General features: G+C 76.7%; 10 protein-coding genes and 1 pseudogene. 5 read left to right on the top strand and 6 right to left on the bottom strand.

Annotation, left to right across the window (positions count from 1 at the left end; all coding sequences use genetic code 11):
- The coding region (locus VF468_22080; protein HEX5880979.1) for a phosphatase at positions 1-494 on the bottom strand (494 nt) is incomplete at its 3' end.
- 114 nt (positions 495-608) lie between these two features.
- The gene (locus tag VF468_22075; protein ID HEX5880978.1) at positions 609-1760 is read right to left on the bottom strand and encodes an acetoin utilization protein AcuC; all 1152 of its coding nucleotides are present in this window, start codon (positions 1758-1760) and stop codon (positions 609-611) included.
- 86 nt (positions 1761-1846) lie between these two features.
- Between VF468_22075 and VF468_22070 the strand changes: the two genes are divergently transcribed.
- Positions 1847-4939 carry a hypothetical protein gene (locus VF468_22070; protein ID HEX5880977.1) on the top strand — a complete coding sequence of 1031 codons (3093 nt, stop codon included), beginning with the start codon at positions 1847-1849 and terminating at the stop codon, positions 4937-4939.
- A 9-nt stretch (positions 4940-4948) separates the two neighbouring features.
- On the opposite strand, the gene VF468_22065 is transcribed toward VF468_22070, so the two are convergent.
- Positions 4949-5620, bottom strand: a complete 672-nt coding sequence (locus VF468_22065) for a hypothetical protein (GenBank protein HEX5880976.1) — start codon at positions 5618-5620, stop codon at positions 4949-4951.
- 124 nt (positions 5621-5744) lie between these two features.
- Between VF468_22065 and VF468_22060 the strand changes: the two genes are divergently transcribed.
- The 4 genes from VF468_22060 to VF468_22045 are packed head-to-tail and all read left to right on the top strand — an operon-like array spanning position 5745 to position 9257.
- Positions 5745-6707, top strand: coding sequence for an ABC transporter ATP-binding protein (locus VF468_22060; protein HEX5880975.1), 963 nt, complete (start codon positions 5745-5747; stop codon positions 6705-6707).
- Positions 6704-7597 (top strand): ABC transporter permease, encoded by an 894-nt coding sequence (locus VF468_22055; protein HEX5880974.1) that lies wholly within the window; start codon positions 6704-6706, stop codon positions 7595-7597. The genes VF468_22060 and VF468_22055 overlap by 4 nt, the downstream gene beginning before the upstream one ends.
- Entirely contained in the window at positions 7594-8532 is a 939-nt protein-coding gene (locus VF468_22050; protein HEX5880973.1) for an ABC transporter ATP-binding protein, read from the top strand. Before VF468_22055 ends, VF468_22050 begins: the two co-directional genes overlap by 4 nt.
- Before the next feature lie 8 nt (positions 8533-8540).
- Positions 8541-9257: an ABC transporter permease gene (locus tag VF468_22045; GenBank protein HEX5880972.1), complete on the top strand. Its 717-nt coding sequence runs from the start codon at positions 8541-8543 to the stop codon at positions 9255-9257.
- 15 nt (positions 9258-9272) lie between these two features.
- On the opposite strand, the pseudogene VF468_22040 reads toward VF468_22045, so the two are convergent.
- The 3 genes and pseudogenes from VF468_22040 to VF468_22030 all read right to left on the bottom strand — a co-directional run.
- A pseudogene (locus VF468_22040) lies at positions 9273-10475 on the bottom strand (MFS transporter).
- 68 nt (positions 10476-10543) lie between these two features.
- Positions 10544-10906, bottom strand: coding sequence for a hypothetical protein (locus VF468_22035; protein HEX5880971.1), 363 nt, complete (start codon positions 10904-10906; stop codon positions 10544-10546).
- A gap of 53 nt (positions 10907-10959) precedes the next feature.
- Positions 10960-11274 (bottom strand): hypothetical protein (locus tag VF468_22030; GenBank protein ID HEX5880970.1); only part of this gene is annotated, 315 nt, incomplete at its 5' end.

Here is an 11274-nt window from a genome sequence, read left to right as displayed (position 1 = left end):
GCAAGGGCCGCCACCCAGCCGGTGTAGATGATGCGCCGCCGGTGCCCGTGGAACTGGAAGGCGAGGCCGTCGCCGGGCCGCGACAGCTTGGCCCCGGCCTCGCGGACGGCCACGGCGAGCTGCTGGTACAGGCCGAGCATGCCGGTCGGGTGGCCGGTGGCGAACAGGACGTGCTCGCCGGCCGCGGCCGCCCTGGCCAGGCGCTCGGCGGCCCGGTCGATCTCGTCCAGCAGCGGGCCGGGCTCGATCCAGGTGGGGCCGTCGGCGGGCTCGCCCGGGGTGTGGGTCCAGCCGAACTGGCGGGTGACCTCGGCCAGCACCTCCGCCTGGGTGTACCGGTGCATGCCCGAGAGCCCGAAGCAGTGGTCGGGGTCGCCGGCGGCGACCAGGCCGGCCTTGCGGAGCACGTCCCAGACCGGCGTCCGCACCGACCCGGCGATCCTGGCCGTCACCAGGTGGCGGCCAAGCTCGTCGCGGGAGGGGAGGTCGGGCATGCTGGCGCTCCGGTCGGTCGTGGGTCGGCCTCCCATGGTAGCGAACGCCTGCCGCGAACCCCCGATCCATCCGGGGCCATCGCCTTCGGCCACTTGCGCCCCGGATCCCGGAAGTCAGACGGGCAAACCGTGCAAGGGGAACAGGTTGCTCCTGGCCACCTCGATGGACCGGCCGAGCTCGGCCTCGACCCGGACGCGGTGCTCGCTGCGCAGGGCGACCACCTCGTCGGCCATGTCCGGGTCCAGCACGGCCCCGAACAGGTCGGCCGCCTCCTCCAGGTAGGGCTCGGGGAGCCGCTCGGGCAGCTCGGCCCCGACCATCTCGGCCAGGTAGCTGCACCAGGCCCGCGGGACCACCGCCGCCCACTGGTAGCCGCCCCCGCCCGTGGCCAGCCAGCGGCCGCCGGTCACCGTGTGGGCCAGGTCGTGGAGCCGGGCGGCGAGCTGCCGGTAGGCGTTGACGGTCAGGCCCAGGTGGGCCAGCGGGTCGGTGTAGTGGGTGTCGCAGCCCAGCTGGGTGACCAGCACCTCGGGCTGGAAGGCGCGGACGAGCGCCGGCACGACCGCGTCAAAGGCGGCCAGGTAGAGGTCGTCGGTGGTCGAGGGGGGCAGGGGCAGGTTGGCGATGGTGCCGCGGGCCGGGCCCTCGCCGACCTCGTGGGCGAAGCCGGTGCCGGGGAACAGGTAGCGGCCCGACTCGTGCAGCGACACGGTCAGGACCCTCGGCTCGTCGGCGAAGATGGCCTCGACCCCGTCGCCGTGGTGGACGTCGACGTCCAGGTAGGCGATCCGCTCCACGCCCTGGTCGAGCAGCCAGGCGATCGCCACCGCCGGGTCGTTGTAGACGCAGAAGCCGCTGGCCCGGTCGGGCATGGCGTGGTGGAGGCCACCGGCCGGGGAGAAGGCGTGCAGGGCCTGGCCGGAGCGGATCGCCTCGGCGGCGGCCACGGTGGCCCCGCAGACCCGCGTGGCCGCCTCGTGCATGCCGGCGAAGGGCGGGTTGTCGCCGGGCCCGAACCCGAACCGGGCCTCCGGCCGCCCCTGCCCGGCCGCCTTGACCCCGGCCAGGTAGTCGAGCTCGTGCACCCGGGCCAGGTCGGCCCCTGACACCGCGGCGGGCTCCACCACCCGGGCCTGCCCGAGCAGCCCGCAGGCGCGGGCCAGGGCCATGGTCAGCTGCACCCGGGCCGGTCGCAGCGGATGCTGGGGCCCGAAGTCGTAGGCGGCCAGCGCCTCGTCCCACACGACCGCCACCGGTCCCGCCATCCACCGCTCCTCCCGTCGACCATGGTTCAGGATAGACTTCCGCGTCTGGCCGGGCCGCAGGGTGCCCGGTGGCCGGAGGTGGCCCGATGCACCTGCCGGTTGGCCCTCGACCCGGGGCGGGGGACCGCGCCCGCCCCGACCGGTTCCGGCTGCGCCGCGGCCTTGCGCCCGAGGACGGGCCGGCCTACGCCGCCGCCCGCCTGGCCGCCCTCCAACACGCCCAGGATCCGCCCGACCCCGGGCCGGCCTGGCGGCCGCTGGGGCCGTTCGCCGTCCCCCACGGGCACACCGCCGGGTCAGGGCCGGGGAGCCGGCCGCCGGTGACCGGGCGGGTGGCGGCGGTGGCGGTCGACCCCGGCGACCCCCGGCACCTGCTGGCCGGCGGAGGCGGGGCCTGGGAGAGCCGCGACGGCGGCCAGACCTGGACGCCCCGGGCCGACGACCAGCCGACCACCGCGGTCGGGGCGCTCGCCTTCGCCCCCGGGGACCCGGCGATCGCCTACGCCGGCACCGGCCAGGGCGAGGCCCTGGCCGCGCTCGGGGTCGGGCTGCTGCGCTCGGACGACGGCGGCGCCAGCTGGCGGGCGCTGGTTTCCAGGGAGCTGCTGGGCACCGGCGTCCACGACCTGCTGGTCGACCCGGGCGACGCCGGGCGGGTGCTGGCCGCGACCACGGCCGGCCTGTGGGCGTCGGCCGACGGCGGGCGGGGCTGGACGCAGCGGCTGGCCGGCCGGTGCTGGTCGGTGGCCGCCGGGGCGGGCGGCGAGCTGCTCGCCGGCGGCGAGTTCGGGCTGCACCGGTCCGAGGACGGCGGGGCCGGCTGGCGGCGGGTGCCGCTGGCGGCGGCCCCGGCCGCCTTCGAGCGGGTCGCGGTCGCCGTGGCTCCCGGCGGCCAGGTCGGGTACGTGTTCGCCGCCGGGGACGGGGTCGGGCACCTGTGGCGCCGCGAGCACGCCGGCGGGGTGTTCGAGCCGGTCAAGCCGCCGGCCGACCTCCACAGCCAACGGGCCTGGCACACCTTCGCGTGCGCGGCCGACCCCGGCGACCCGGACGTCGTCTGGCTGGGCGCCGCCGGCCTGCACCGGGGGGCCCGCGGCCCCGACGGCCGCTGGTCGTGGGTGGACCTGACGGCGAGGCCGGCCGGGGACAGCCTCCCCCTCGGCCAGCACGCCGTGGTGGCCGGTCCCGGCGACCCGGGGGTGCTGTACGTGGCCGGCGAGGGCGGGCTGTTCCGCTCGTCCGACGGGGGACGCTCCTGGCGGTCGCTCGGCATCGGCCTGGCCGTGGCCGAGGTCGGCGCCCTGGCCGACCACGGCCCCTGGCTGCTCGCCGGCGCCGGCGAGCTCGGGGCCGTCCGCTACGAGGGCGGCGAGGTGTGGTGCCCGCTCGGACCGGGCGACCCGGCGGTGGCGGCCGGCGGGGAGCTGGTCGCGGCCGGTGCCGGCGGGCTGGTCGTCTCCGCCGACGGCGGGGCGACCTGGACCGTCGTCGATCTGCCCGGGGTCCGGGGGGCGGTGACCGCGCTGGCCGCGGCGGGTCCGGACCGGCTGCTCGGCGGGACCGCCGAGGGCGAGCTGCTCCTCCTGGAGCGGGACGGGGGCCGCTGGGCGGTTCGGGAGACGGCCCGGCCCCGGGCCGGCTGGGTGGCCGGGGTGGCCGTCGACCCGGGTCGGCCGGAGGTCGCCTGGGCGGCGTGGTCGGACCCGCGCGGCGGGCGGGTATGGCGGTCGGAGGACGGGGGCGCGACCTGGGCCGACCGCAGCGGCGACCTGCCCGAGGTCGCGGCCGGCGCGGTCGTGCCCGACCCGGGCCGGCCGGGGACGGTGTTCGCGGCCACCGACGCCGGCGTGTGGCGTTCCGACGACGACGGCGCCGCCTGGCGCCCGCTGGGCCGCGGGCTGCCCAACGCCCCGGTCCTGGCCCTCGCCCTGCGCGGGCCCGAGCGCCTGCTCCGGGCCGGCCTGCTGGGCCGGGGCGTCTGGGAGCTCCCGCTGGACGCGCCCGCCCCGACAACGGCCACCCCGGCGCTGCGCTCCACCCGCTCCCCCGCCGCCCACCCCCGCCCCGGTGGCCCCTGGTGGGAGTGCCCGGACATCAAGGTGGAGGCGCCCCCGCGGCCCCGCGAGGACCCGCTGTCGCCGGTCGAGTTCGAGGACGACCGCTGGCCGGACGCGGCCGGCCCCCCCGACCTGGGCGGCCGGGTCGCCCCCGGCTACCCGGCCCGGGTCCACGTCCAGGTCCACCACCGGGGCGACGGCCCCCTCCGGGATGTCCGCGTGCGGGTCCTGGCCGCCCCGGCCTGCCTCCACCCCCCAGCCGTCCCCCCCGGCGACTGGCTGTGGACCGGCGGCCCCCCGCCCGGTTCGCCCTGGCGCCCGGTCGGCCCCCCAACCCCCCTCGGCGATCTCGCCCCAGGCCGGTCGGCGGTCGCCAGCCTCGACTGGCAGGTTCCCTTGGACCTGCCGAGAGACATCTGCCTGCTCGCCGTCGCCATCTCGGTCGGGTCGGCGGTCTCCGGGAGGGTTGTGGACAGCCGGTCGCACCTTACCCCGCCCGCGGTTACCCTCCCGGTAGGGGCCCCACAAACCGGTGGGTGGGGTTCCGGCACGCCCTCGGTCGCGGGCGATCCTGGCGCTCCTGTTGACGCCTCCGACCCCACCGATCCCCCCCGCCCCACCGACCCCGCCGACCTCGTCGCCGCGGACGGGCGGTGGGGGTGCAAGAGCGTCACCGTGCTGGAAGCGGGGCGGGGGCGGGTGCTGCGGCTGGAGCTGCGGGGGGACGAGAGTGGGGGGCCGTTCGCGCTGGCGGCGGAGGGGTGGGTGGCGGAGCTGACCGGCGGGCTGGTGCTGCCGAGGGGGCTGGCCGGGTTGGCCAGGGGAGCGGGGCTGGGGGCGGGGCGGGTTCCCGAGGGGTGGCGGGCGGGGTTGGTGCAGCTGGTCAGGGAGGAACCGGCGCTGGCGGAGCGGCTCGACCTCGGAGCCGTGGTGCCGGTGGCGGGGGGGCGGCGGGACCCGGGGCTGGAGGTGTGGCTGGAGGGGATGGAGCTGGACCCGGACCGGGCCGAGCCGTTCCTGGTGCTGCTGCGGGAGCCGCCGGCCGCCGGCCGGGGGTGCCTGCTGCTGCTGGATTCCGGCGGCGGGGTGGTCGGCGGGCACACCTTGCAGGTGGCGCGCTGATCCCGGCCGTCAGCCGGCGGGGTCGCGGCGGTCCTGCATCTCCCAGGCGTGGTCGAGGACGTGCCAGGTGATCCGGCGCAGGGCGTAGCGGGGTGGCCAGCCCTTGGGGCGCAGGGGCGACCCGTCGGAGGCGCCGCGCAGGGTCTCGGCCAGGTCGTCGCGCAGGGCCTTGATGGCCTTGGCGTCCCCCACCTGCGGCTGGGGGTGCTTGATGCCCACCTGGCGGGCGTAGGCGGCCTCGGCCCCGAGCACGTGGTCGAGCATCTTGTCGCGGTCCCGGCCGCCCCCGCGGGGGCCCTTGCGAAGCTCCGCCGGGGAGGCCTTGGCGACCGCGTCCAGGACCGCCCAGGCCGCCCGCATGAGCTCGACCTGGCGGGCTGCCTGGCGGGCGGTGAGGGGCTCGGCGTCGGCCCGGGGGATCTCGTGGGGGATGCCGAAGTCGGTCGCGCCCCCGCCCTTGACCCGCTCCACCACCTCGAAGCGCTCCCCGGCCCTGGCCGGGGCCGGGAACGCGACCTTGGCCCGCTTGGCCACCTCCGCGTAGCGGGGGGCGTAGGCGGCCAGGGCCTCGACGGCCAGCTCCTCGGACTTGGCGCCGCGGCACCAGCCGGGAAAGTCGATCGAGCAGGCGAAGACCTTCTTGTCGCCCCGCTCCACGTAGATGGGGATCGCCGCGACCATGGACCGATCCTCTCACAGGCCGGCGATACCTTCGTCGAGGCGTCCGCGACCTTGGTGGGATACGCGGCCGCGGCCGGTGTGAGAAGGTGGCCTTCCCAACCCGAACGGAGGTCGTGCACAGGTGATGGTGGCCGAGGTCGAAGGCCTCAGCAAGCGCTACGGGACCGTCCAGGCCCTCGACCGGGTCGACGTCGCCATCGAGCCCGGCTGCACCGGGCTGGTCGGCTCCAACGGGGCCGGCAAGTCGACCCTGATCAAGCTGCTGCTGGGACTGCTCGTGCCCGACCATGGACGGGCCAGCGTGCTCGGCCACGACGTCGCCGTCGACCCGCTGGCCGTCAGGGCCCGTGTCGGCTACCTGCCCGAGGGGGCCTGCCTGCCCGGGGACGTGACCGCGGCCGACTTCGTCGCCTTCATGGCCCAGCTGGGCGGCCTCCCGCCCCGGCCGGCCCGGGAGCGGGCGGCCGAGGTCTGCTACCAGGTCGGCCTGGAGGAGGAGCGCTACCGGGCCGTCGGCGGGTTCTCCACCGGCATGCAGCAGCGGGTCAAGCTGGCCGTCGCCCTGGTCCACGACCCCAGCTTCCTGCTCCTGGACGAGCCGACCGACGGCATGGACCCCCAGGGCCGCGAGGACATGCTCGACCTGATCGCCCGCATCCGCGACGAGCTCGGGATCGACGTGCTCGTCTCCACCCACCTGCTCGGCGACGTTGAGCGGGTCTGCGACCGGGTGGTGATGGTGCACGGCGGCCACGTCCTCGCCCAGGGCTCGATCGCCGAGGTGGCCGGCACCACCGAGCCCGGGTTCGGCATCCAGCTCGGCGACAACGGTCCCGAGGTGGTCGCCGCCCTGGCCGCGGCCGGCCTGGAGGTCCGGCCCAGCGGCGACGACCTGCTCGTGCAGGGGTCGTCCGACCTGGTCCGGGACGTGGCCGCCGAGCGGGGCTGGGCCCTGCGCCGGCTGGTCCCGCGGGCGCCGAGCCTGGAGGAGACGTTCCTGCGCCTCCAGGCCGCCCACGGCGGCCCCGTGACCCGGGAGGCCGAGGCGGCGCGCACGCCCGAGGCGGCCTGGGGGGTGCGGCGATGACGGAGCTCACGACCCCCGCGGGGACCATCTACGACCGCGGCTACCGGCACTACGAGGGGCCGCGGGAGGGCCGCGGGCGGCGGATGCGGGCCATCGCCGTCGCCGGGGTGCGCCGGGTGCTGGGGCTCAAGCGCAACTGGAAGACCAAGGTGGTCCCGTGGGGGCTGCTGGTGCTGGCCTTCGGGCCGGTGCTGGCCTTCATCGGCGTCCGCGTGCTGTTCGCCGAGGCCGCCGACGAGTTCTTCACCTACGCCCAGTACCTGCGCATCGTCGCCGGCCTGCTGCTGCTGTTCGCGGCCACCGCCGGACCGGAGCTGCTCTGCCCCGACCGCCGCCAGAACGTGCTCGCCCTGATCTTCACCCGGCCGGTCACCCGTGCCGACTACCTGCTGGCCAAGCTGGCCGCGTTGCTGGCCGTGGTCGGGCTGATCGCGATCGTGCCCCTGGTGGTGCTCTTCCTGGGCAACACCCTGACCGCCGTGAGCGCCGCCACCTACCTGCGCGAGAACCTCGACGACCTGGGCAAGATCCTGATCGCCGGGACGGCGCTGACGATCTTCTACTCGGTCGTCGCCCTGGCCGCGGCCAGCCTCACCGACCGGCGGGCGGTGGCCACGGCCGGGCTGCTCGGGGTGTTCCTCGGCAGCTCGGCCCTGGCCAACATCCTGTTCTTCACCGCCCAGTTCGAGGGGCGGCGCTGGGTGGCGTTCCTGTCGCTCAGCGGCCTTCCCGGGCGCTTCGTCGACTGGCTGTTCGGGGCCCCGTTCGACCCGGGCACCCTGGCCGACCAGGCCGGCTTCACCGGGCCCGGGTACCTGGTGGCGATGACGGTGGTGGCCGCGGTGGCCGGGGCCATCCTGACCTGGCGCGTCCTGCGCCTGCGGGCATGAGCGGCCCGGCGCCGAACGGCGCTCCCGTGGTCGAGCTGCGGCGGTTCTCGAAGTGGTACGGGGACGTGGTCGCCGTGGCCGACCTGTCGTTCGAGCTGCGGCCGGGGGTGACCGGGCTGCTGGGACCCAACGGGGCCGGCAAGACCACCACCCTCAAGGCCATCTGCGGGCTGCTGCATCCCTCCCAGGGCGAGGTGCTGCTGTTCGGGCGGCCCATCCGCAACGACCCGATGCTGTACCGGGCCATCGGGGTGGTGCCCGACGGGGACCGGCTCTACCCGCGGCTGACCATCCGCTCCTATGTCCGGCTGCACGCCGAGCTGCAGGGGCTGGCCGACGCCGGGGCGGCCGCCGAGCGGGCCATCGCCGAGGTCGACCTCCAGCCGCTGGCCGACCGGCGCCTCAAGGGACTGTCCAAGGGCGAGCGCCAGCGCACCAAGGTCGCGGGGGCGATCGTCCACCAGCCGGCCCTGCTGGTGCTGGACGAGCCGATGACCGGCATGGACCCGGGGCAGCGGGCCCGCTTCATCGAGCTGGTCCGGCTGATCGGCGAGGCCGGGGTGACCGTGCTGGTGTCCAGCCACATCCTCGGCGAGGTGGAGCGGCTCGCCTCCCAGATCCTGGTGCTGGTGTCGGGCCGGCTGGCCGCCTCCGGCGACTACCACGCCATCCGCGACCTCATGGCCGATCAGCCGCGCACGGTCATGGTCAAGGCCGACGACGCCCGGCTGCTGGCCGCCGGGCTGATCGCCCTGCCGTCGACGGTGGCCGTCGAGGTCGACGGGGACGCCCTGCGGGCCCGCACCCGCTCGGTGGACAGCTTCGCCACCGCCCTGCCCCGGCTGGCCCGCGACCAGGGGGCCAGCCTGCGCGAGGTCCGCACCACCGACGAGTCCCTTGAGCAGGTGTTCCGGTATCTGGTGGGGAGACGATGAGCAGATCCATGACCTTGCTGCGGTTCAGCCTTGGCCAGCTGCTGGCCGGACGGCGGGTGGTCATCGTCGCCCTGCTGGTCGCGCTGCCGCTGGTGCTCCCGGCGGTGTTCGCGGCCGGGGCCGACATCGACCCGGCCACCTTCACCCTCGACCTGTTCCGCCAGCTGGTCCTGCCCGTGCTGCTCCCGGTGGTCGCCCTCACCTTCTCGACCTCGAGCCTCGGCTCGGAGCTGCGCGACGGCACGGTCACCAACCTCCTGCTCAAGCCGATCCCGCGCCCGGCCGTGCTCGGGGCCAAGTACCTGGCCGCCGTGCTGTCGTCGCTGCTGGTCCTGCTACCCGCCGAGGCGGTCGGGCACGTGGTCGCCGCCGGCGGGCTCGGCTCGACCGACCTGCTCGCCGGCATGCTGCTGGCCACCACCGTCGGCACGCTCGCCTACTGCGCCCTCGGGATGCTGCTGTCGCTGCTCATGGCCAGGGCCCTGCTGGTCGGCCTGGCCTATGCCCTGCTGTGGGAGGGAGCGGTCGTCTCGGTCGCCCCCTCGGCGGCGTCGCTGTCCATCCGCGGCTACACCGAGGGCGTGCTCGCCGCCGTCCTGCGCGGCGGCGGGGTGGAGCTGACCACCCGCCTGGGCCCGGTCAGCGCGACCGTCCTGGCCACCGTCGTCACCCTGGCCGCCCTGTTCCTGGCCGTCCGCCGTCTGGAGCGGATGGACATCCCCTGACGGCGACGGCTCCATCGCCTCCAGCAGGTCGGGGCGGGCCAGGCGCACCGCGAGCACGATCCCGGCCAGGAGCAGCCCGGTGACGGCGGTGACGGCCGGCAGCCCGACCTGGTCGCCGAGCCAGCCCTGCACGACCAGCCCGAGGGCGTGCCCGCCGCCGACCCCGAGCATGAACAGGCTGGCGATGCGGGCCCGCAGCTCGCGCGGGGCCCGCAGCTGGCAGACGGTGCTGGTGCCCGAGAGCACGGCCAGGTAGACGAAGCCGAGCAGGGCGATCGCGACCACGGCCAGCGGGAAGGTCGGGGCCAGCCCGTACAGCACGGCCGCCGGCCCGACCAGCAGCAGGGCGAGGACCAGCACCCGCCGCCGGCCCAGCCGGGCCGCCAGCGGGGCCGCGGCCAGGGCGGCGCAGACCGCCCCGATGCCCTGGGCGGTGACCAGGGCCGAGGTGCCGGGGGCGCCCCGCCCGAACACCTTGATGGCCACGGCCGGGACCAGCCCGATGAACGGCGACACCAGGAAGGTGGTGGCCAGCAGCAGGAGCAGGGCGGTGCGGATGCCCCGGTCGCGCCGGGCCGCGACCACGCCCTCGGCGATCGTCCGCAGCACCCGCGCCGGCTTGCCGTCCGCCCGGGCCAGCGGCGGCACGCGGACCAGGGCGAGGGCGACCAGGACGGCCCCGAAGCTGACCACGTTGAACCCGAACGCCCAGGCCAGCCCCCCGGCGGTGATGACCAGCCCGGCCAGCGCCGGCCCCACCACCCGGCCGAGGTTGAACTGGGCCGCCCCCAGGCTCATCGCCCCGAGCAGGTCGTCGGTGCCGACCAGGTCGGGGGTCATGGCCTGGACGGCCGGCATGGCCACGGCGAACGCGCACCCGGCCAGGAGCACGATCGTGGCCACGGCCGGCACCGACAGCTGGCCGGTGGCTGCCAGCACGGTGAGCAGGACGGCCAGCAGGGTCTGGAACAGGGTCACGCCGACCAGGAATCGGCGCCGGTCGAAGCGGTCGGCGAGCGCGCCTCCGAACGGCCCCAGCAGCACCGTCGGCACGTAGGTGAGGGCGGCCACCGTGCCTGTCCAGGCCGCCTGGCCGGTGGCCTGGGTGACGTAGACCCCGATGGCCACCGTCTCCATCCAGGTGCCGATGTTGGAGACGAAGCTCCCCGTCCAGATGATGGCGAACGCGCGGTGCCGGAACGGCCGGAACGGCGACACCCGGTTCGGGTGGGCAGGAGAGGTCACCCGGCAAGGCTACCCCCGGGCCAGCCACCCCGCCGCCGGGCTTACGCCAGGGCCGCCCCGGCCAGGTCCGCCACCTCGGGGGTGCCGGCGAGCCCACCGCCCTGGGTGAGGACCGGCCCGGGCGCCAGCACCCTGCCGCCCGAGGCGGGGTAGAGGCTGACTGCGCCGGCGCCCCCCGCGCCGGTCCCGACGGTCTCGGTCGGGGCCCCGACGGCCAGGTCGGAGCGACCGTTGCCGTCGAAGTCGAGCGGGACGGTCCCGCCGGCGATGGCGGAGCCGAAGCCGTCGCGGTCCTCGGGGTTGGCCTGGAGCAGCAGGCGCCCGCCGCCGGGGCCGCCCGCCGACCCGGCCAGCAGGTTGACCGCCCCGGCATTCTCGTCCGGGCCGAGGTCCTCGCCGGGCACGCCGACGGCCAGGTCCCACTGGCCGATGCCGTCGGTGTCGGCCGGCGCCAGGGTCAGCCCGAACCGGTCGCCGCGCTCCGGGCTGCCGGGATCCCGGCCGTGCCCTGGAACAGCAGCCGCTCGCCGCCCAGCCCGCCCGGAGGACCGTTGAAGACGCTGACGGCGCCGGCGAACGCCCTGCCGCCGACCGTCTCGCCGGGGGCGCCGGCGGCGACGTCGTCGCCGGCGGTGTCGTCGAAGTCGAGCGGGACGGTCCCGCCGGCGATGGCGGAGCCGAAGCCGTCGCGGTCCTCGGGGTTGGCCTGGAGCAGCAGGCGCCCGCCGCCGGGGCCGCCCGCCGACCCGGCCAGCAGGTTGACCGCCCCGGC

The sequence above is a fragment of the Actinomycetota bacterium genome (genome assembly GCA_036280995.1).
In the GTDB taxonomy this organism is placed as follows: domain Bacteria; phylum Actinomycetota; class CALGFH01; order CALGFH01; family CALGFH01; genus CALGFH01.
This window is presented reverse-complemented; position numbering and strand designations above follow the sequence as displayed.

Bases quoted from the DNA above. Each gene is read 5' to 3' on its own strand.
- VF468_22075 (HEX5880978.1), bottom strand. From the start codon at position 1,760: ATGGCGGGACCGGTGGCGGTCGTGTGGGACGAGGCGCTGGCCGCCTAC.
- VF468_22070 (HEX5880977.1), top strand. From the start codon at position 1,847: ATGCACCTGCCGGTTGGCCCTCGACCCGGGGCGGGGGACCGCGCCCGC.
- VF468_22065 (HEX5880976.1), bottom strand. From the start codon at position 5,620: ATGGTCGCGGCGATCCCCATCTACGTGGAGCGGGGCGACAAGAAGGTC.
- VF468_22060 (HEX5880975.1), top strand. From the start codon at position 5,745: ATGGTGGCCGAGGTCGAAGGCCTCAGCAAGCGCTACGGGACCGTCCAG.
- VF468_22055 (HEX5880974.1), top strand. From the start codon at position 6,704: ATGACGGAGCTCACGACCCCCGCGGGGACCATCTACGACCGCGGCTAC.
- VF468_22050 (HEX5880973.1), top strand. From the start codon at position 7,594: ATGAGCGGCCCGGCGCCGAACGGCGCTCCCGTGGTCGAGCTGCGGCGG.
- VF468_22045 (HEX5880972.1), top strand. From the start codon at position 8,541: ATGACCTTGCTGCGGTTCAGCCTTGGCCAGCTGCTGGCCGGACGGCGG.